Consider the following 18,134-nt stretch of genomic DNA (forward strand, 5'->3'; position numbering starts at 1 on the left):
GGCAATCCGCTGGTCAGCGCAATCCGCACCGCCTCCTGCTTGAACTCTTCTGTATGCTTGATCATCTCGTCGGTCTCCTGTTGCGAGCTCTAATCGCTCAGGTGACCGGCGCAAATCCGTTACAAGTCCAGTGCTGCCCGACGGCATCGAGGAGAGCCCGACCGATCAACGGCTTGGCAATGATGTGATCAAAGCCGGCTTCGGCGGCACGCTGCGCCAGCACGACGTCATGAAAGCCCGATATCATGATCGCGTGTCCCGACCAGCCAGTCTGCCTGAGATGGCGCAGGATGGCGAAACCGTCGATATCGGGCATCCGATAATCGAGGATTACACAGTCGGCCTCGTTTGCTCGAGGATCGGCCAACAGCGCACGACCTGTCGTGTAGCCGTACACCTTATAGCCGCGCGATCGCAGCAGCAACTGAACGCTGCGCCGCACGCCCGGATCGTCGTCAGAGACAAGGATGGTGTAGCGGCCATCGCACCGGGCACTGACAGATAACATCGCGCGTGATCAATATACCGGTTGAAACCGCTATATCGGTCGCACGGTCACGGCTCAGGGTCGCTACGTAAACTTCGCAGTTACTAGGGTTTGCGGCCCAATCCGGCGGCGAAGGCGATCCTGAGCGCCTCGGACAGGTTGCGGACATCCAGCTTGGTCATGACGCTGGCGCGGTGAACCTCGACCGTCCGCGATGAGCATCCCAGATCGTAGGCAATGGTTTTGTTGGGGTAGCCATTCGCCAAACCCTCGAGCACTTCACGCTCCCGGGGCGTCAGGGCGGCGATGCGCACTTGGGCGTCGGTTGCCTCTATCGCGCGGACGTCGGCATCGTCTATGCGCCCAAAGGCGCGGGTAACTGCTTGAAGGAGGGCAGCCTTCTCGAACGGCTTTTCCAGAAAGTCGACGGCGCCGGCCTTCATCGCCTGCACTGCAACCGAGACATCACCATGCCCTGTGAGAACGACGACCGGCATGTTGATCCCGCGCTCGGCCATGGCGGCCTGAACCGCCAGGCCATCCATTTCCGGCATGCGCACGTCGAGGATAACGCAGCCAATTGTCGCGGACCTGGCCACCTTGAGAAATTCCACCCCTGACGCATAGGTTTCGACAACATAGCCTGCCGTCTTCAGCGCAAAGCCGGCCGCGCGCCGAATTGCTTCCTCGTCGTCGACGAGGTGAATGATCCGCCTACGGGAGAGCCAGGCGCGGAACGATCGTTTGCCGTCATAGCGGCCTAGCGCGCTGAACGCCGAGACGAAGCAGGTCTGGGTTACATCGATAGCTTCCTCGCTATCGCCGACGTGACTGCGCACGAGCCGGTACACCCAGCCCTGGTGGCGTCGCACCAGTTCGCCGAACGCTGCTTGTCGGCCTGCCAGGGCCAGACCCGCAAGCTCCCCGTCCGAGCAGTCGGGGAGGTGGAGCGTCATTTTTTCTGGGCCGTGAGTGCTTTCACCACGGCTTCGTCGAACTTCGCCGCCTGGTCGGGACGGAGCACTGCGCGCATCGCGAATATATGCTCCAGCGTCTCCTTCTGTAGTTCGCCCATTGCCTGATGCGAGCGGTCGACAGCGGCCGAGACTCTTGGGCCATAGCCATGTTCGGCCTCGATCGCCTCGGCAAGGCGTGCATTGTCGGCGCGCAGCTCGGCTTCGAGCGCCTCGCGGCGAATGGCGTAGCTCTTCTCGATCTTCTCGAGGCGTGCGTGCTGCCCTGCATCGAGCTTGAGATCGCGGTGTAGCAATTCGTGAAGTTCATTCTCGACGGGCCGATCGGGCACCACATAGACGCGCCCGATCACCACGCCGGCGATCGCCGCGGCAAATGTCAGCAGCGCCAGAAGAACCAGCCGCCGAGGATCGCGCATCACCGCGATCCAAGCAGCGACGAGGGCGCCAAGGCCAGCTGGGCGTCGAACGGCGTGATGGTGCTCGCACCGGCGGATGCCGCGGGCAGCCCAGAGCCGGCAATCCCGATGAGAAGCGCCGCGACCGCAGCAATGCCGAACATGGTGTTGCCTACGCTTGGACTTGCCTGGATGCGCGCGATCTCCGCCATCACCCGATCGTCGAGACCGTGTAGCCGCCGATCGAGCGGCGCATCGCGCAAGCGTCCGAGAAGTGTGTCGAGATCCGTCATCTGCATTCTCCTTCAACCTTAGAATACGCAATAACCCATCATGCCCCTCATGCGATGCGCGCGTGAATATTTTGAGGGGTAAGCCTCGGCGCTGCGTATTCAGCAATACCGTTCTTCGAAGGAGTTGCTTTCATGCCTGCACCGCATCGCCTTGCCCTGGCCGCGCTCGCCGCCAGCGTGCTCGTCGCATCCCCGGCCTTCGCCCATCCCAAGCTCCTGTCCTCGACGCCTGTCGCCAATGCGAGCGTCGCGGCCCCGTCGAAGATCACGCTCACTTTCAGCGAGGGCTTGATGCCCAGGCTGTCGGGCGCCGAGATCGTCATGACCGGCATGCCCGGCATGCCCAACCATCGCATGGCGGTCACGGGCTTCAAGACCTCGACCGGCGCTGACGGCAAGACGCTTATCCTGACGCTCGCGCGACCGCTCTCGGCCGGAAGCTATCAGGTCGCCTGGCATGTCGTCTCGACCGATACGCACCGGATTCAGGGCAACCTCGCCTTCACTGTGACGTGACCCGGTGAGCGACGTGGCTCTCGTCGCGATCCGCTGGGCGCTCTACGTCGACCTCGGGCTGCTGTTCGGTCTGCCGCTGTTTGCGCTCTATGCGCTCGGCGGCGGGCGGACCGGGCGGCGGCACCTGCCGATGGTCGCTCCGCTCATCGGCCTCGCGGTGCTCGGCCTCATCCTCTCTTCGCTGGGTTTCCTGTTCCAGGGAGCGGCCATGGCCGGCGTGCCGTTCACCCAGCCGGACATGTCGATCCTCGGCGACCTCCTCGACGAAACGGCGCTGGGCCTCGCGCTCAAGATACGAATGCTGGCGCTTCTTTTCGTGCTGTTCGGCGCTGCGCTGCTGAGCCGATTGCCGCGCGGCGCCACCCTGGGTGTGACGGTCGCAGGCGCAGTCGCGCTGGCGACGCTTGCCTGGTCGGGTCACGGCGCGGCCGGGGAAGGCAATGCGGGGTGGCTGCAACTTGCGGCCGACCTCCTTCATCTCTTTGCGGCCGGGGCATGGGTCGGGGCGATCGCCGCCTTTCTCATCCTGACCCTGCCGACGATCGCGACCGATGACATGGAGCGGGCAATGCTGGCCGAGTGCGCCCTGCGCGGCTTCGCAAGCGTCGGCACGCTGATCGTTGGCCTGCTCATTCTCACCGGCGCCATCAACGGCGCCTTTTTGGTCGGCCCTGACCATGTCCTGACGCTGGCGCAATCGACCTATGGGCTGCTGCTGATCGCCAAGCTCCTGCTTTTTGCCGCGATGGTCGGCCTTGCCGGACTCAACCGCTTCCGCCTCACGCCCGCGCTGAATTTCGCCATTGCGCAACAGGACGCGGCGGCGGCGATGGTCCTGTTGCGCAAGAGCTTGCTCGTCGAGGGCTGCCTGGCGGTCGTCATTCTAGGGCTCGTCGCATGGCTGGGAACACTGTCTCCGCCAATGTCGGTCTAGCGCAATGCCAACCGCCCGAGCAGAGCGAGCGCCATGCAGTCCTACGCGCCGCCCTTGGGAGCCGGATCAACGCAGCCCGGGATCGACTTGAGACATATCCCTGTTTCGCGCAGCCGGGTGTCGAGCGTGGGGGCGTTGAGCACCAGCCTCGCCGCTTAGGAGAATACGTATTGACCCTGACACGGTGTCAGACCCTACATCGTCAGGCGTCGAAAAGGAGCAAGGCGATGAACGAGACACACTCAGCGGCGCATGGAGGCGGTTGCTGCGGCGGCCACGGTGCGGCGAAACCAGTGGCGGGCGTGAAGGATCCGGTCTGCGGCATGACCGTCGATCCGGCCAAGACCGCCCATCATGCCGAGCATGGCGGCAAGAGCTGGCATTTCTGCAGCGCGGGCTGCCGCTCCAAGTTCATTGCCGATCCGGAGCGCTACTTCCGGCCGGCCGCGTCGCCGGCCGAGGCCCCCGAAGGCACGATCTGGACATGCCCGATGCATCCCGAGATCCGTCAGGACCATCCCGGTGCCTGCCCGATCTGCGGCATGGCGCTCGAGCCGGCAACGGTGACCGCCGACAGCGGCCCCAGTCATGAGCTGATCGATTTCACGCGGCGGTTCTGGGTTGGTCTGGTGCTCGCGGTTCCCGTGTTGATCCTCGAAATGGGGGCGCACCTCTTCCCGGTAATCCATCGCTTGGTGCCGATGTCGGTCTCGGTCTGGGTTCAGCTCGTCCTCGCCACCCCGGTCGTGCTCTGGGCCGGATGGCCGTTCTTCGTGCGGGGCTGGGCCTCGCTCAAGACCCGCAATCTCAACATGTTCACTCTGATCGCCATGGGGACCGGCGTCGCCTGGGTCTACAGCGTCGTCGCGACGCTCGCCCCGCAGATATTTCCGCCCGCATTCCGCGCCGGGGACGGGATGGTCGCGGTCTATTTTGAGGCGGCCGCAGTGATCACCGTCCTTGTGCTGCTGGGGCAGGTACTGGAGCTGCGTGCGCGAGAACGCACCTCCGGCGCGATCAAGGCTCTGCTCAATCTCGCGCCCAAGACCGCGCGTCGCATCGCCGCTGACGGCGCGGAGGAAGAGGTCGGTCTCGAGTTGATCGCCGTGGGCGACCGCCTGCGGGTACGTCCCGGCGAGAAGGTGCCGGTCGACGGCGTGGTCGAGGATGGACGCTCCTCGCTCGACGAATCGATGGTCACCGGCGAATCCATGCCCGTTACCAAGGCCAGGCAAGACAAGGTCATCGGCGGCACGCTCAACCAGACCGGCGCGCTCGTCATCGTCGCCGACAAGGTCGGGCGCGACACGATGCTCGCGCGCATCGTCCAGATGGTCGCGGAGGCGCAGCGCTCGCGCGCGCCGATCCAGCGCATGGCCGATCAGGTCTCGGGCTGGTTCGTCCCCGTCGTCATCGGCATCGCTATCATCGCCTTCATCGCCTGGAGCATCTGGGGCCCGGAGCCGCGCTTCGCCTACGGGCTCGTCGCGGCCGTTGCCGTGCTGATCATCGCCTGTCCCTGCGCGCTCGGGTTGGCCACGCCGATGTCAATCATGGTCGGTGTCGGCCGGGGCGCGGGGCTCGGCGTCCTCATCAAGAATGCCGAGGCCCTTGAGCATATGGAAAAGGTCGACACGCTCGTCGTCGACAAGACCGGCACGCTTACCGAAGGCCGTCCGGCTGTCACGCAGGTCGTGCCGGCTTCCGGCTTCGACGAAGCGGAGCTGCTGCGTCTTGCCGCATCGGTGGAGCGTGCGTCCGAGCATCCGCTGGCACTTGCGATCGTCGAGGCCGCGAAAGACCGTGGCATCGCCATGAGCGAGGTGAGCGACTTCGACTCTCCGACAGGGCGCGGCGCGCTCGGCACCGTCGATGGCCGCCGGATCGTCCTCGGCAATGCCCGCTTCCTGGGCGAGGAGGGGATCGCGACGGAAGCGCTGGCTGAGCAGGCCGACACGCTTCGCCGCGATGGCGCCACGGCGATCTTCATCGGTGTCGACGGCAAGGTGGGAGGAGCGTTCGCGATCGCCGATCCTGTGAAGCAGACGACACCCGAAGCGTTGGCCGCGCTCAAGGCGGAAGGTATCCGCGTCGTCATGCTGACCGGCGACAACCGCACGACCGCCGAAGCGGTCGCGAGACGCCTCGGGATCGACGATGTCGAGGCCGAAGTTCTGCCAGACCAGAAGAGTGCCGTGGTCGCTCGTCTTAAAGCCGAAGGCCGCGTCGTCGCGATGGCTGGAGATGGCGTCAACGACGCGCCGGCGCTGGCTGCCGCCGATGTCGGCATCGCCATGGGCTCGGGGACGGACGTTGCGATCGAGAGCGCGGGCGTGACGCTCCTCAAGGGCGATCTCATGGGCATCGTGCGGGCACGGCGGTTGAGCCAGGCGACCATGTCCAACATCCGCCAGAACCTGGTCTTCGCCTTCATCTACAATGTCGCCGGGGTCCCGGTCGCGGCGGGCGTCCTCTATCCGCTGTTCGGCATCCTCCTGTCACCGATCATCGCGGCGTTGGCGATGGCGCTGTCTTCGGTGAGCGTTGTCACGAACGCGCTCCGCCTCAACCGGCAAGCGCTGTGAAGCAAGGATCATGGCTGCCGACACCGCCGTGATGTCGCAACTCACGCATCACCTCGAAGAGGTTCGCGAAACCGCTGCCGCTTCGGATGCGCTGTTCGTGCGGCTCGACGATCCGGCATCGCTCGCCAGTCACATGACCGGGTCGTTCTGGATGATGGGCGGCGGCGGGATAGAGTATCTGCTCGATGAGCAGTGCGGCAAGGCGATCGGCTCGCGTATCACCATGATCGGCTCGGCCTTCGGGCTCAACCTCCGAGTGGACGAGGTGGTGGTTGAGCATGAGCCCCCGCGGCGCAAGCGATGGCGAACCGTCGGTGCACCGCAGCTCCTGATTATCGGCGGCTACGAGATGGGCTTCGAGATCGAGCCCTTGCCGTCGGGATCGCGATTGCGGGTGTGGATCGACTATGGCTTGCCCGGTTCGTTCCCGGGGCGACTCTTGGGCGCGCTGTTCGCGGGCTTCTACGCCCGCTGGTGCGTGGACCGGATGGTCGGGGATGCCGCCCGCACCTTTCCTCTCAAGGCGGGCGAGAAGGGCTCAGCATGAATATCGGGGAGGCTTCGAAACAGACCGGCGTCTCGGAGCGGATGATCCGCCACTATGAGAAGATCGGCCTCATCCCGGCGCCGCCGCGCCGGGGCGCGGGCTATCGCGACTATGGCGAGCGCGACCTTTATCGCCTGCGGTTCATCGCCAATGCGCGCGATCTCGGCTTCCCGATCGCGGAAATTCGGACCCTGCTCAGCCTTTGGGCGGATAATGGCCGCAACAGCGCCGATGTGAAGCGGGTTGCGCTGGCGCGTGCGGAGGAACTTCAGCGCAAGGCCGAAGCCCTGACTACCCTGCGGAAGACACTCCTCGATCTTGCCGAGCAGTGTCACGGCGACGAACGGCCGGATTGTCCCATCATCGCTGAGCTGACTGTCGGTAGAAAATGGTAAAGCAGCCCGTCTCTCGGATCAGACCCGCTCTGGTGGGCGGAGTGTTGATCGCACTTGGCGTTCTCACGATGGGGCTTTCGATATATTTCCTCGGATTCCGTCCACCACTGCTCCCGGAGGATGTTCGCTATATTGGCGGCAATCCGCAGGCTCTTTCGCCAGCATTGCGGGATTGGCTTGGCATCGTATTTAACACGTGGGGAGGCTTTATCGCGGGATACGGAACCATGTTGACCGGAGCCGGCGTTTTCATGCTGACTGGGCGGAATAGCTGGCTGATCAGGGCGACCGCACTAAGTCTCCTGATCGTATTCGGCCGCTTTCTTTACAGCAATATCGTCCTGAGTTCCGACTTTCTGTGGGTTATTGCGGGCCTGTTTGCGTTGTCATTGGCCGCCGTTTATCTTCTCATCGTTGAACTCTAACGCGATTTTGAGATAGCGATCGAAGATCGGCTTGCCCTTTGGCAGGAATGAGCCCGCACCAAAGCCGCCGGCCGGGGTGGTATCATCACCTTCTTGGCGAAGGTGGCGCAGCTTATGACGGCGTTTCGCTGTCACTCCGGGCTGGCTAAGCCGAAGGAAGCGCAGTTATATGGCTGTGTTTAGAGGCTCACGGCAGCTTTCCCATTCCTGCCGAAAAGGCGATCCTCAAGGTTTGGGAAAGGGTATGGACGCCGAGTTTGGACATGAGGTTGGCGCGATGGACCTCGACCGTTCGGGAAGAGATGCCGAGGTCGTAGGCGATAGTCTTGTTCGGGTGGCCCTGGGCGAGACCTTCAAGAACATCCCTTTCACGCTGCGTCAGCAGATCAATCAGCCTCCGCGCTCCGGCTTCTTCGACGGTACGGCTATCTGCCCGATCAATGCGCGCGAAAGCGCGGTCGATCGCATCGAGCAGTATGGCCCTTTCGATCGGCTTGGCGAGAAAGTCCACGGCGCCTGCCTTCATCGCCTGGACTGCCAGCGCCACATCGCCATTTCCGGTCAGCACGACGACCGGCATGTCGATGTTTATCTGTGCCAGGGCGGCCTGAACCTCTAGACCATCCATGTCCGGCATATGCATGTCCAAAATGACGCACCCGTTCTCGGCCTCATCTGCACTCTGCAGAAATTCCGGTCCCGACGCATAAGTCTCAACGACAAACCCCGCCGTGCGTAGCGTGAATCCAACTGCTTTCCTGATTGTCTCTTCGTCATCGACGATATGAACGACGCGCTTGTCCCCCATGGTCCTCCTAGGCAAACCGAACCGGCACCATGCTGCAGCGGCGATCATGGCGCCGCTTCGCGCGGGCCTTGTGCGGGTTGGACCATAGTCCAAGGTCAAGAGGGATTTGCACTGTTGCACGCGCGGGGCTGATCGCACACGCGTTCCAGTCGGTGCGGACGGTCAGGAACGTGCGATCGTTGGCTCACCAATCGCGAAGGTGGACCCATGCCGATTACAGGAGGCTGTGAACCGCCTCGGCGATCATGGGCACCGTGTCGATACCGTTAGAAGCGTGGACAACTGTGTTGGTGCTGACGATGCGGCCAACAAGCGCGCCCAGCACCTGTGCTGCGTCTCCCGCGAAGAGGGGATGCACCACCGCGCAATCGGGCGGCGCAAAACCCATGCCAACGAGCTGGCGCGCAGCGCCCGCGAGTGTGCGGCCCGATGAGGCGATATCATCTACCAGCACCGCCTGGCGGTTGGAAAAGGTGGAGGCATCGGGGATCGAGATGGTCACCTCGCGATCGCCGGAACGCGCCTTCTCGCAAACGAGGTACGGCGCGTCAGCGTCCGCTGCTACCTGCGCCACCCATTGCTGGCTTTCCGCGTCGGGTCCAATGATCAGCGGTCGGGCGACATTCTGCTTGATCCAGGACGCCATCAGCGGCGCGGCATGAACGACCCGAGTAGGAATGCGGTAGATTTCCGACAGATCATGATAGCGGTGGAGATGGGGATCGACCGTCACCATCCAGTCGAGATGGCGCGACAGGACGGCGGAAAAGGTGCGCGACGTCACGGCCTCGCCGGGATGGAAGCGCACGTCTTGGCGCATGTAGGCAAGATAGGGAGCGACAAGGCCAGCCTTGCGCGCCCCAAGCTCGCGAACCGTGTCCGCTGCGAACAGAAGTGGCAACAGCTTTGCATTCGGACGATCGAGGCTGCACAGGAGGACGACGTCACGATCGGCGACATCGCTTACGGTCCTGAGATACGATTCTCCGTCCGGGAACTCGCGGTGCTCCAGTACGCCCGGCTGTGCGCCGAGCGCGGCACACAAGGCCTGGAGGAGCGCCTCACTGCCGGGAAGCGCGAAGACGATCGGCCGGCTCATTCCGCGGCGATCCCGAAGATCGCACCATTGCTCACCGCGAAGGCTGCCGCATAGTCGAGTTCGCCTGGGCTCTCGGCATGTATGGTGCACAGGGGTGTGCCTGCCTCAACTCTCTGGTTCAGGCGGCTATGGAGCGCGACTCCCGCGGCTTTGGCCATCGGGGCGCCGGCGAGCTTTGCGACGGTCGCGAGCTTGCGGTTGTCGATGCTGACGAGCCGGCCGGTATAAGGCGCGATCATATCCTGCTGAAATGGGGCAACCGGGGGTGCGCGCATGCCGCCCTGAGCTTCGCAGATGCGTTGGAATTTCGCCCAGGCACGGCCGCTTTCGAGACTTTCCAGCGCCCGCGCGAACCCTCCGCCGGCTGGTGTTGCCCCCGCCAACTCGAAGAGGCCTCCGGCGAGTTCGCATGCGCGCTGCGCGAGATCCTCCGCGCCGGGTTCGCCTTGAAGCACGGCCAGTATATCCTGAGCTTCGAGCGCCGGGCCGATGCCACGTCCGATCGGCTCGGCGCCTGAGCCGCACATTACGCGGGTACGCAAGCCAAAGGCTTCGGCGACCGACGTCAGCGCCGTTGAGAGTGTGTCGGCCGCATCGGCGCTGCGCACCTTGGCAGTCGGACCGACCGGGATGTCGATCACGAGATGGGTCGCGCCGGCGGCGATCTTCTTGGAGAGAACCGAGGCCACCATCTGGCCGACCGCATCGATGTCGAGCACCCGTTCGACTCCGATGATTACATCGTCGGCCGGACTCAGCCGGACGGCGCCGCCCCACACGATACACCCGCCTTCGCGTTCGACCACCCGGCGGATCGCGGGGACGTCGAGGTCGACGGGTGCCAGTACTTCCATCGTGTCGGCGGTGCCGGCCGGCGAGGTGATCGCCCGCGAGGATGTCTTGGGCATGATCAAGCCTTCAGCGGCCATGATCGAGACGACGATCGGCGTCGTGCGATTTCCCGGCAATCCGCCGACACTATGCTTGTCGACGATGACCGCGCCGGGCCAGCTCAGCCGCTCACCGACATCAACCATGGCCCTGGTGAGCCCGATGGTTTCATCCTGATCGAGCGGCACTGCCGAACAGGCCGTCACGAAGGCTGCGAGATGGACATCGCTGTACCGACGCTCGGTGATGTCGCTGATGATCGCGGAGAAGGCCTCTTTGCCAAGCCGGTTCCCGTAGATGCGACGGCGTACGTCGCTGAGCGAGGCGAGCGGCTGGGCGTGCGTGATCTCGACCAGATCGTCGTCACGGACACCGAGCCGATGCCACGCTGTCTCGGACAGGCCTATTTCCCCGGGCGCAGGAGCATCGCCCGAGCTGTGCAGCAAGGAAACCACCACTTCGTTGTCGCCGGCACGGAGGCTGACTTGCGCCCGCGAGGCGAGGCCTTCGGATCGGCAGACCGGGCAGTCGTGGCGCATGACTGCAATGAGGTCGTTGCCGGCTGCGGTCAGGCCGAGGCGGCGCGCCCGCAGCGTCGTCGCGACGGGCTCCGAATCGGCCTCCTCGATTGCAGAAGCTCTCACGCGAGCAGGCCCCAGCTTCCTAATGCCGGCACGCTGCACGACCAGTTCAGTTCTTCCGAGATGCGCTTCGCCAGCACATGCGCGCCGGTCGGCTCGCCGTGAGTGACATAGACGTGTCGTGGCCCCTCGTGCAGCGCGCCGAGCCACCGCATGAGCTCGTCGCTGTCGGCGTGGGCCGAGAGCATGGTGAGGTTCGCGACCTCGGCCGCGACCGGGATATATTCGCCGTGGATCTTGATCGTCCGGGCCCCGCCGATTATCGCCGCGCCGCGTGTCCCCGCCGCCTGGAACCCCGAAAAGAGGATGAGGTTCTTCCCATCGGGTGCGAAGCGCTTGAGATGATGGAGAACGCGGCCGCCGGTCGCCATGCCGCTTGCCGAAATGATGACCTTGGGGGCGGCATTGGCGGTCAGCTCCTTGGACTCCTCGACCTCCCGTACATAATGCGCCACCCCACAGGCAGTTTCGCACTCCGCGCGACTCAGCCGGTGCTCCCCCATGAAGTCGCACATCAGCCCGCTCGCATTGATCGCCATCGGGCTGTCGAGATAGATGGGAATGTCCCGCAGGCGTCCGTCAGCGCGCAGGCGGGACAGGTGATACAGCAGCGACTGGGCGCGCCCGACCGCGAAGGCTGGGATGACGACAGTTCCGCCGCGCCTGACGCATCGTTCGATATGATCACCCAGCACCCTTGCCGGATCGACCTGCTCGTGCCGGCGATCTCCATAGGTTGATTCCACGACGACGTAATCTGCCCGCTCAGGCGGCTCGGGATCCTTCATGACTGCGTCGCCATAACGTCCGACATCGCCGGAGAAGAGGATCGTGCGACCGTTCCAGTCGATCTCGATCGATGCGGCGCCGAGAATATGGCCGGCGCGGTGATAGCGCGCCTTGATACCGTCGGCGATTGCGTGCCACGCTCCGAACTCGACCGTTCGGAACAGCTGCAGCGCCATGCGCGCGTCGGCCTGGGTGTAGAGAGGCAGCGCGGGTTGGTGCCGTGAAAAGCCGTGGCGATTGGCAAACTCGGCGTCCTTCTCCTGGAGGTGTCCGCTGTCCGGCAGAAGAAGTTCGCACAAGGCTTCGGTGGCCCGTGTGCTGAGAACGGTTCCATCCCAGCCGAGACGCGCCATGCGCGGCAGAGCGCCGGAATGATCGAGATGCGCATGGGTCAGCAGCACCAGGTCGACGTCGGCGACCTCGGGCGGAATGGGCGCCCAGTTGAGGCGGCGCAGGTCCCTAGGCCCCTGGAACAGGCCGGAATCGATGACGACCTGCGTCTCGCCGTCATCCACCAGGTAACGCGAGCCCGTGACGGTCTCCGATGCGCCGAGGAAGGCGATGCCGAGACCGTCGGCAGGACGCTCCGCAAGGTCGATCTTTGCCTCGCGCTCGAGCACGGTCGCCCCCAAATGGGCGCGGGACCTGTGTTTCTTCTTTCGCTTGTGCATGAATTCTGGCTGCCTCTCGCGATTATCTAGTGCCGTGCAGATTTCCTGGTCCGAGACGCTAGAAACTATACGCAAAGACCGCAGGTAACGCGGAGCCGCCCTGGCTTCGATGAAAAGGCGGACTACGCTGGGCGGGCAGGGCTGAACCGCAGGGAGCACCGCCGCCCGCGCGGTCCGCTGCGGTGTCTACTTATACCGCGCCTTCTGGACCGGGATCTATGCTCGTCGGGCATTGACCAGAAGAGAGCGGTATGAACGATCATGACCATCAGATACGCCGGCGCGGGACGTTCGTCCTGATCGGATTTCTGCTCGTTGCCGGCTTCTTCCTGATCACTGAGCACACCGCGCACTTTTTTGGCCTGCTCCCCTACCTGATTCTTCTCGCTTGTCCGCTCATGCACCTGTTCATGCATAATGGTCATGGCGGTCATCAGCATGCTCATGACCAGGAGACCGGCCGCGCCCCGCTGGCCAATCTCAATGAGCGCGCCGAGGGAGAGCCGCGATGACGCATATCGATTACGGCTACGGCCTGTGGGGGCTCGCGCTGGTCAACGCAGCCGTGTTCATCCTGTTCGCATTCAGCTTCTTCAAGCCGGCAACCAAGCGCGACTGGCGCAGTTTCGGAGCGTTCAGCGCGTTCATCGTCGCCCTCTTCGCCGAGATGTATGGGTTCCCGCTAACGATTTTCGTGCTTTCAGGATGGCTCCAGTCCCACTTCCCCGGCGTCAACTGGTGGAGCCACGACGCCGGCCACCTCCTCGAGATGATGTTTGGCTGGCGCATCAACCCTCATTTCGGGCTGTTCCACATTGCCAGCTTCGTGCTGATCGGCGCCGGCTTCTGGCTGATCGCCGTTGGATGGACGGCGCTTCATGAAAGCCAGCGCCGGCATAAGCTCGCTACCACCGGAATCTATGGCTTGGTTCGCCACCCACAGTATGATGGGTTCGTATTGGTGATGGTCGGCTTCTTGCTGCAGTGGCCGACCATCCTCACGCTGGCGATGTTTCCAGTACTTGTCGTCATGTATTTGCGTCTGGCACGGGCCGAAGAGCGTGAGGCGCTCGCCGAATTTGGCGATGCTTATCGTCGCTACACAAAGACCGTTCCACCGTTTGTGCCCCACCTTGCGCGCCTGTTCGGTGCGACGCGTGACGCAAGCGCGGATCAACAATGAAATTCCTGCCGGCCGCGACCTTTTGATCGGTCGCATCGCCGAGCTGACTGGAACACGCAATCGCCACACCGAGAAAGAGCACTGGCCATGGCAGATCCGTTGAAACCGACCACATCGCCGCTTGCTGCTCGCGCAATCCCGAAGGGGCCTGCGGCCGCCTTTCATGCGGGACTGCGAGCATATATGCTCGCGGTCTACAACTACATGGCCAGCGGTCTATTGTTGACCGGGATCGTCGCCTTGTTCGTTGTCAACAGCACTGGCGTGCGTGCCGTATTTTTCACGGCGAGCGGCGCTCCGACGTTGCTCGGATGGATCGCGGTCTTCGCACCACTCGCCCTCGTCTTTGCGCTCAGCTTCGGCATCAACCGGCTATCCGAGCGCACCGTCAAGACATTGTTCTGGACTTATGCGATCCTGATGGGCGTGTCGCTCTCGACAATCTTTCTCGCCTATACCGGCGTGAGTGTCGCGCGCACTTTCTTCGTCGCTGCCGCAGCCTTCGGGGGCCTGAGCCTATGGGGTTACACTACCAAGAGGAATCTGTCGGCGTTTGGAACCTTCCTGATCATGGGCGTCGTCGGCCTGCTCATCGCCATGATCGTCAACATGTTCCTGCGGTCGTCCGCTTTGGATCTCATCGTCAGCGCGGTTGGCGTGCTCCTGTTTGCGGGCTTGACGGCTTTCGACACGCAAAAGATCAAGAGCGTCTACTTCGAGGTGGCCGGTTCGGAATTCCACGGCAAGGCGGTCGTGATGGGGGCGCTTACCCTTTATCTCGACTTCATCAACCTGTTCCTGTTCCTGCTGCGCTTCATGGGCGACCGGCGGCAATAGGTCGTGTCGGCTCCAGTGCATTATTGGGACACAGATTCACGGTAGGGCCTTAAATACATCTGTCCTGTAAGAAAACTTAAAGCCGACGTAACGCTGACCGTAAATGCCCGGACGCTAGCGCTGGCGATGCGCGCGTCCGGTTATCCGCAGATTTTGCGGCAGCGCTCTAAGCTGGATTTTGTTTCAACGACGACCATAGGTTTGATATGGCGCTTCAATATTTTGTTTCAAGACACCCTTCGCCGCCACACGAAACTTTGACTTGCTGGTCGATCGCATCAAGGGAAGCTGATTTTGCACGCGATCTTCTTGAAGAGTTCGGCGCGTCAGCTATTCAAAAGGGGAAGAAAGCTCGTATCGCCAAAACGGCAACGGCAAAGGTCAGTAGATTGAGCGGCAATCCGACACGCACGAAATCCATGTAGCGATAACCGCCCATTTGATAGACAATTACGTTTGTCTGGTACCCAAAGGGAGTGGCGAAAGCCGCGCTCCCGGCCATCATGACGGCCACGATAAAAGAGCGTGGACTTACCCCAAGGCTGTCAGCGAGAGCGACGGCGACGGGCAGGACCAAGACGGCGACAGTGGCGTTGGACAGCAATTCCGTCAGGACCATCGTAAGTCCGTAAAGAACGATCAATGCGGTCAGCGGCCCGACCTCGCGCATGGAACCCACCAGCGCTCCGGTAACGGCCGCGGCGAGGCCACTCTCCTCTAACGCGATGCCGATCACCACCATGCCGGCAATGAGGATCAAAATCTCCGGCTTTAGGCCTCCATAGGCTTGGTCGGCGGTAAGCACGCGCAGCAATATAAGCAGGACAGCGCCGGGATTTTATCCGGTTCAGTAGGAGGGGAGAAGCCGCCCTCGTTTTCCCACCTTGCAAGCGCCTTTTGGCGTTGCCGACGCCCATCGTCCGTTTCATTTGGCTCTAAATCTGTCATTTTCTAAGCTCCTCCTCAATCCTCACCGCTCACCAGCTTCGCCTCCCTCGGTCGCTCTCTTTGCCCATGGCTAAACGGCGGAGCGGGGCGCGGGAGCCATGCATTGCCCCGCAGCTGCAGAAGCGTGATCAGCTGACAGCTTCCGACTTTATGCCGCGCAACGGCGGGCATCTGAGAGAGACTTATGCGATCGAATAAGGTAGGACCGCAGGCGCAATGAAGGAACGCGACCCATCCACGCTACCACGATCGAAAACCGCCGACGCAACGCTGTGCGATGAGGCCTGCCGTCAGAGTGACCTGTTACGACACCGGGAAGCGCAGGAGTCGAATGCCTGGCTCGTGGCGATCGTAGAGAATTCTCATGACGCCATACTGAGCAAAACGCTCGACGGGATTGTCACGAGTTGGAACCGCGGCGCACAGCGGCTTTTAGGGTTCGAGGCTACAGAAATTATCGGACAACCGATCACCAAGATCATACCGGATGACTGCCTCGCCGAGGAGGTGGACATCATCAGCAAGCTCCGACGGGGCGAGCGAATCGACGATTTCGAAACGATTCGTCGCGCAAAAAACGGGGAAATTGTGGAGGTTTCGGTGACGGTGTCGCCAGTTCGTGACGAGGATGGAAACATCATTGGCGCATCCAAGATTTTGCGCGACGTCACCGATGGAAAGCGCGCAGCCCAACGCCAGCTGTTGTTGCTGCGAGAGATGAACCATCGTGTTAAGAATCTGTTCGCGTTGACCTCTGGTCTGGTAGCTTTGAGCGCGCGCAGCGCGGAGAGTGTGGAAGAGCTCGCGGCGACACTTGAGGGTCGAATCTCGTCGCTCGCCAGGGCCCATGCCCTCACACTGCCCGACTTCTCTCAAAACGGCGATCATCTCGGAAGTACCACGTTACTCTCCTTGATTTCGGGCGTGCTAGAGCCGTACCTAGACCTTGCTGATGTCGAGGTTCATGGAGCTGAGATAACAGTGAGCGATCGGCCGCTCACATCTCTCGCACTTCTGCTGCATGAATTTGCCACCAATGCGGCGAAGTATGGCGCGCTGTCCGTGATCGAAGGTAGGTTGAGCGTTGGGGTTTCGTCGGAAGGCTCGACAGTGGAGATTTTGTGGACGGAATCCGGAGGACCCGCGCCCTCTCCCTCGACGGAGGGTTTTGGAACGAAACTTGAGCAAGTCTCGGTCCAAGGACTGAATGGGGCGATCCAGCGTAACTGGCGGACCGATGGCCTGGAAATCCGGTTACGTTTTCCGGTCACAGCACTTGGATGCGGTTAAGCAAGAGCGTGACGTCCGTGTCGCAACAGTAACGAGAAGAACGCGATTCCACCGATGACCCGCACTGCGACGTCGAGAGTGACATCTCTAACTAGCGGAGGGGTGACATTTCTATTGGGCGCTGCGCTTTCCATTTGAAGTGCGACTTCCGTGGCTTGCATAGCACTTCAGCCATGGTTGGGCGAGCCCCAACCATGGCTGACCAAATTTACCCTGCCCGAAGGATGGCAATTTGCTCTCCCAGCACCTCCTGCGGCGTTCGGTAGTCGAGGCATTTGCGGGGCGTGTTGTTGAGCCGGTCAACCAGCGCCTGGAGCTCTTTGTCCGACACCAGCGCGATGTCAGTATCGAGCGGTAGAAAGCGCCGTATTCGGCCGTTGCTGTTTTCGACGCTGCCCTTTTGCCATGGCGCTGATGGCATACAAAAATAGCTGGTCATGCCGAGTTTCTCTCGCAGGGTTAGAAAGGCGGCAAATTCCGTTCCCCTGTCGAAAGTTATGCTTTGGCGAAGGGAAGAGGGCAGGGCCTTCAACTGCCTGTCGATACCCGCCATGACACCGGCCGAGTGACGGCTCGGATTGCGCGTCAGGATCGTAAATCGGCTACGCCGTTCAACCAGCGACGTCAGGTTCGCTTTGCCAAATTCCTGTCGGAAAGCCACCAAGTCGCCTTCCCAATGCCCAAAGCTGGTCCGATGGCCGATCTCCGCAGGCCGCGCCTTGATCGTGTTAGCCAGCGGGATATGAACACCTCGCGGCTTGCGGGCATAGCGCCGACGTCGTGAGCGGCGAGCGCGAGGCAGGAAACGCCACAATCCCTGGTCACTACCTTCGCCGCCATAGACATATTGATAGATCGTCTCGTGGCATATGGAGAGACCGGCCAGGCGATGGCGGCGAACATAGCCAGCGATCTGTTCGGGGGACCAGGCCGCTGCCAGACGATCCATGATATAGATGGCCAGTTCAGGATGGCGCGCAACTTTGGCGCCGCGCACACGGCGACCCGTAGCCTTGGTCTGCGCGATCGTAGGGAAATAGCCGCGGAACAGCGGCTCCTCATCCAGATGCCGGTTGCGTTTGATCTCGCGATAAAGTGTCGAGGGGTGCCGCCCCAATTCCATCGCCGCCTGCTTTACGCTTCGCCCAGTCTGCACCAGACGATATAATATTCCCCGCTCGTCCAATCCCAGGTGATAATATCTGCCCAGCATTCGCATTCCTTGAAAAGGGGAAACCCCATAGAAATCCAAGGAATTCGCACTTCAATCTAGAATCCGCCCCGCTACAAATCTTGTTCCTGCCATTTAGAGAAGTCACAATTTCTGCCATATAGAAATGTCACACGTTGAGGAAAGCAGGGGCTGCGTGGAGCCCTCGGGATAGCGCAGCGCAGACCCTGCTGATGCGCTGATCTTGGGGTA

The 18,134-nt window shown here is 62.3% G+C and carries 19 protein-coding genes and 1 pseudogene; 10 read left to right on the forward strand and 10 right to left on the reverse strand.

Translation table 11 applies throughout. The annotated features are described in order from the left end of the window. Positions 1 to 97 precede the first annotated feature (97 nt). The 4 genes from QMG56_RS21775 to QMG56_RS21790 form a co-directional block, all read right to left on the reverse strand. Positions 98 to 508, reverse strand: a complete 411-nt coding sequence (locus tag QMG56_RS21775) for a response regulator (protein WP_230189221.1) — start codon at positions 506 to 508, stop codon at positions 98 to 100. Positions 509 to 591: 83 nt separating this feature from the next. Further along, a complete protein-coding gene (locus tag QMG56_RS21780; protein WP_230189222.1) occupies positions 592 to 1,443 on the reverse strand; it encodes a sigma-70 family RNA polymerase sigma factor in 852 nt (283 codons plus the stop codon). Next, positions 1,440 to 1,880: a periplasmic heavy metal sensor gene (locus tag QMG56_RS21785; protein ID WP_230189223.1), complete on the reverse strand. Its 441-nt coding sequence runs from the start codon at positions 1,878 to 1,880 to the stop codon at positions 1,440 to 1,442. Before QMG56_RS21785 ends, QMG56_RS21780 begins: the two co-directional genes overlap by 4 nt. Beyond that, positions 1,880 to 2,152 carry a hypothetical protein gene (locus QMG56_RS21790; RefSeq protein WP_031290677.1) on the reverse strand — a complete coding sequence of 91 codons (273 nt, stop codon included), beginning with the start codon at positions 2,150 to 2,152 and terminating at the stop codon, positions 1,880 to 1,882. The genes QMG56_RS21785 and QMG56_RS21790 overlap by 1 nt, the downstream gene beginning before the upstream one ends. 132 nt (positions 2,153 to 2,284) lie before the next feature. On the opposite strand from QMG56_RS21790, the gene copC reads away from it, so the two are divergent. From copC to QMG56_RS21820, 6 genes are all read left to right on the forward strand, one after another. Continuing rightward, positions 2,285 to 2,668 (forward strand): copper homeostasis periplasmic binding protein CopC, encoded by a 384-nt coding sequence (gene copC, locus QMG56_RS21795; protein WP_021244014.1) that lies wholly within the window; start codon positions 2,285 to 2,287, stop codon positions 2,666 to 2,668. A 13-nt stretch (positions 2,669 to 2,681) separates the two neighbouring features. Next, positions 2,682 to 3,602, forward strand: a complete 921-nt coding sequence (gene copD / locus QMG56_RS21800; protein WP_230189224.1) for a copper homeostasis membrane protein CopD — start codon at positions 2,682 to 2,684, stop codon at positions 3,600 to 3,602. Positions 3,603 to 3,829: 227 nt separating this feature from the next. Further along, on the forward strand, positions 3,830 to 6,187 hold the full coding sequence (locus tag QMG56_RS21805; RefSeq protein ID WP_043153218.1) for a heavy metal translocating P-type ATPase: 2,358 nt from the start codon (positions 3,830 to 3,832) through the stop codon (positions 6,185 to 6,187). A gap of 10 nt (positions 6,188 to 6,197) precedes the next feature. Continuing rightward, positions 6,198 to 6,734, forward strand: a complete 537-nt coding sequence (locus tag QMG56_RS21810) for an SRPBCC family protein (RefSeq protein WP_221214393.1) — start codon at positions 6,198 to 6,200, stop codon at positions 6,732 to 6,734. Then, positions 6,731 to 7,129 (forward strand): Cu(I)-responsive transcriptional regulator, encoded by a 399-nt coding sequence (cueR, locus tag QMG56_RS21815; protein WP_043153220.1) that lies wholly within the window; start codon positions 6,731 to 6,733, stop codon positions 7,127 to 7,129. Before QMG56_RS21810 ends, cueR begins: the two co-directional genes overlap by 4 nt. Continuing rightward, complete coding sequence (locus QMG56_RS21820) at positions 7,123 to 7,554, forward strand: hypothetical protein (RefSeq protein ID WP_051520103.1); 432 nt, start codon at positions 7,123 to 7,125, stop codon at positions 7,552 to 7,554. Before cueR ends, QMG56_RS21820 begins: the two co-directional genes overlap by 7 nt. Positions 7,555 to 7,741: 187 nt before the next feature. Here the strand turns inward: QMG56_RS21820 and QMG56_RS21825 are convergent, their stop codons facing one another. The 4 genes from QMG56_RS21825 to QMG56_RS21840 all read right to left on the reverse strand — a co-directional run bounded on the left by QMG56_RS21825 (position 7,742) and on the right by QMG56_RS21840 (position 12,453). Next, on the reverse strand, positions 7,742 to 8,362 hold the full coding sequence (locus QMG56_RS21825) for a response regulator transcription factor (RefSeq protein ID WP_043153223.1): 621 nt from the start codon (positions 8,360 to 8,362) through the stop codon (positions 7,742 to 7,744). A gap of 214 nt (positions 8,363 to 8,576) precedes the next feature. Then, on the reverse strand, positions 8,577 to 9,461 hold the full coding sequence (locus QMG56_RS21830) for a ribose-phosphate pyrophosphokinase (protein ID WP_043153225.1): 885 nt from the start codon (positions 9,459 to 9,461) through the stop codon (positions 8,577 to 8,579). Then, positions 9,458 to 10,996 carry a thymidine phosphorylase family protein gene (locus QMG56_RS21835; protein WP_043153228.1) on the reverse strand — a complete coding sequence of 513 codons (1,539 nt, stop codon included), beginning with the start codon at positions 10,994 to 10,996 and terminating at the stop codon, positions 9,458 to 9,460. Before QMG56_RS21835 ends, QMG56_RS21830 begins: the two co-directional genes overlap by 4 nt. Next, positions 10,993 to 12,453, reverse strand: coding sequence for an MBL fold metallo-hydrolase RNA specificity domain-containing protein (locus QMG56_RS21840; RefSeq protein ID WP_230189226.1), 1,461 nt, complete (start codon positions 12,451 to 12,453; stop codon positions 10,993 to 10,995). Before QMG56_RS21840 ends, QMG56_RS21835 begins: the two co-directional genes overlap by 4 nt. Before the next feature lie 251 nt (positions 12,454 to 12,704). On the opposite strand from QMG56_RS21840, the gene QMG56_RS21845 reads away from it, so the two are divergent. The 3 genes from QMG56_RS21845 to QMG56_RS21855 all read left to right on the forward strand — a co-directional run bounded on the left by QMG56_RS21845 (position 12,705) and on the right by QMG56_RS21855 (position 14,473). Next, positions 12,705 to 12,965, forward strand: coding sequence for a DUF2933 domain-containing protein (locus QMG56_RS21845; RefSeq protein WP_043153230.1), 261 nt, complete (start codon positions 12,705 to 12,707; stop codon positions 12,963 to 12,965). Further along, positions 12,962 to 13,636: an isoprenylcysteine carboxylmethyltransferase family protein gene (locus QMG56_RS21850; protein ID WP_043153233.1), complete on the forward strand. Its 675-nt coding sequence runs from the start codon at positions 12,962 to 12,964 to the stop codon at positions 13,634 to 13,636. The genes QMG56_RS21845 and QMG56_RS21850 overlap by 4 nt, the downstream gene beginning before the upstream one ends. Positions 13,637 to 13,723: 87 nt before the next feature. Then, positions 13,724 to 14,473, forward strand: coding sequence for a Bax inhibitor-1/YccA family protein (locus tag QMG56_RS21855; RefSeq protein ID WP_230189227.1), 750 nt, complete (start codon positions 13,724 to 13,726; stop codon positions 14,471 to 14,473). A gap of 334 nt (positions 14,474 to 14,807) precedes the next feature. On the opposite strand, the pseudogene QMG56_RS21860 reads toward QMG56_RS21855, so the two are convergent. Continuing rightward, positions 14,808 to 15,305, reverse strand: a pseudogene (locus tag QMG56_RS21860) (SLC13 family permease); the annotation flags it as partial. 332 nt (positions 15,306 to 15,637) lie between these two features. Here QMG56_RS21860 and QMG56_RS21865 point away from each other — a divergent pair. Then, positions 15,638 to 16,711, forward strand: a complete 1,074-nt coding sequence (locus QMG56_RS21865) for a PAS domain S-box protein (protein WP_281824890.1) — start codon at positions 15,638 to 15,640, stop codon at positions 16,709 to 16,711. A gap of 208 nt (positions 16,712 to 16,919) precedes the next feature. Here QMG56_RS21865 and QMG56_RS21870 read toward each other — a convergent pair whose 3' ends face one another. After that, positions 16,920 to 17,924, reverse strand: coding sequence for an IS30 family transposase (locus tag QMG56_RS21870; RefSeq protein WP_043153125.1), 1,005 nt, complete (start codon positions 17,922 to 17,924; stop codon positions 16,920 to 16,922). Positions 17,925 to 18,134 lie beyond the last annotated feature (210 nt).

The sequence above is a fragment of the Sphingobium sp. BS19 genome (genome assembly GCF_027925545.1).
Classification (GTDB): domain Bacteria; phylum Pseudomonadota; class Alphaproteobacteria; order Sphingomonadales; family Sphingomonadaceae; genus Sphingobium.

Bases quoted from the DNA above. Each gene is read 5' to 3' on its own strand.
- QMG56_RS21775 (WP_230189221.1), bottom strand. From the start codon at position 508: ATGTTATCTGTCAGTGCCCGGTGCGATGGCCGCTACACCATCCTTGTC.
- QMG56_RS21780 (WP_230189222.1), bottom strand. From the start codon at position 1,443: ATGACGCTCCACCTCCCCGACTGCTCGGACGGGGAGCTTGCGGGTCTG.
- QMG56_RS21785 (WP_230189223.1), bottom strand. From the start codon at position 1,880: ATGCGCGATCCTCGGCGGCTGGTTCTTCTGGCGCTGCTGACATTTGCC.
- QMG56_RS21790 (WP_031290677.1), bottom strand. From the start codon at position 2,152: ATGACGGATCTCGACACACTTCTCGGACGCTTGCGCGATGCGCCGCTC.
- copC (WP_021244014.1), top strand. From the start codon at position 2,285: ATGCCTGCACCGCATCGCCTTGCCCTGGCCGCGCTCGCCGCCAGCGTG.
- QMG56_RS21805 (WP_043153218.1), top strand. From the start codon at position 3,830: ATGAACGAGACACACTCAGCGGCGCATGGAGGCGGTTGCTGCGGCGGC.
- QMG56_RS21810 (WP_221214393.1), top strand. From the start codon at position 6,198: ATGGCTGCCGACACCGCCGTGATGTCGCAACTCACGCATCACCTCGAA.
- cueR (WP_043153220.1), top strand. From the start codon at position 6,731: ATGAATATCGGGGAGGCTTCGAAACAGACCGGCGTCTCGGAGCGGATG.
- QMG56_RS21820 (WP_051520103.1), top strand. From the start codon at position 7,123: ATGGTAAAGCAGCCCGTCTCTCGGATCAGACCCGCTCTGGTGGGCGGA.
- QMG56_RS21825 (WP_043153223.1), bottom strand. From the start codon at position 8,362: ATGGGGGACAAGCGCGTCGTTCATATCGTCGATGACGAAGAGACAATC.
- QMG56_RS21830 (WP_043153225.1), bottom strand. From the start codon at position 9,461: ATGAGCCGGCCGATCGTCTTCGCGCTTCCCGGCAGTGAGGCGCTCCTC.
- QMG56_RS21840 (WP_230189226.1), bottom strand. From the start codon at position 12,453: ATGCACAAGCGAAAGAAGAAACACAGGTCCCGCGCCCATTTGGGGGCG.
- QMG56_RS21845 (WP_043153230.1), top strand. From the start codon at position 12,705: ATGAACGATCATGACCATCAGATACGCCGGCGCGGGACGTTCGTCCTG.
- QMG56_RS21850 (WP_043153233.1), top strand. From the start codon at position 12,962: ATGACGCATATCGATTACGGCTACGGCCTGTGGGGGCTCGCGCTGGTC.
- QMG56_RS21855 (WP_230189227.1), top strand. From the start codon at position 13,724: ATGGCAGATCCGTTGAAACCGACCACATCGCCGCTTGCTGCTCGCGCA.
- QMG56_RS21865 (WP_281824890.1), top strand. From the start codon at position 15,638: ATGAAGGAACGCGACCCATCCACGCTACCACGATCGAAAACCGCCGAC.
- QMG56_RS21870 (WP_043153125.1), bottom strand. From the start codon at position 17,924: ATGCTGGGCAGATATTATCACCTGGGATTGGACGAGCGGGGAATATTA.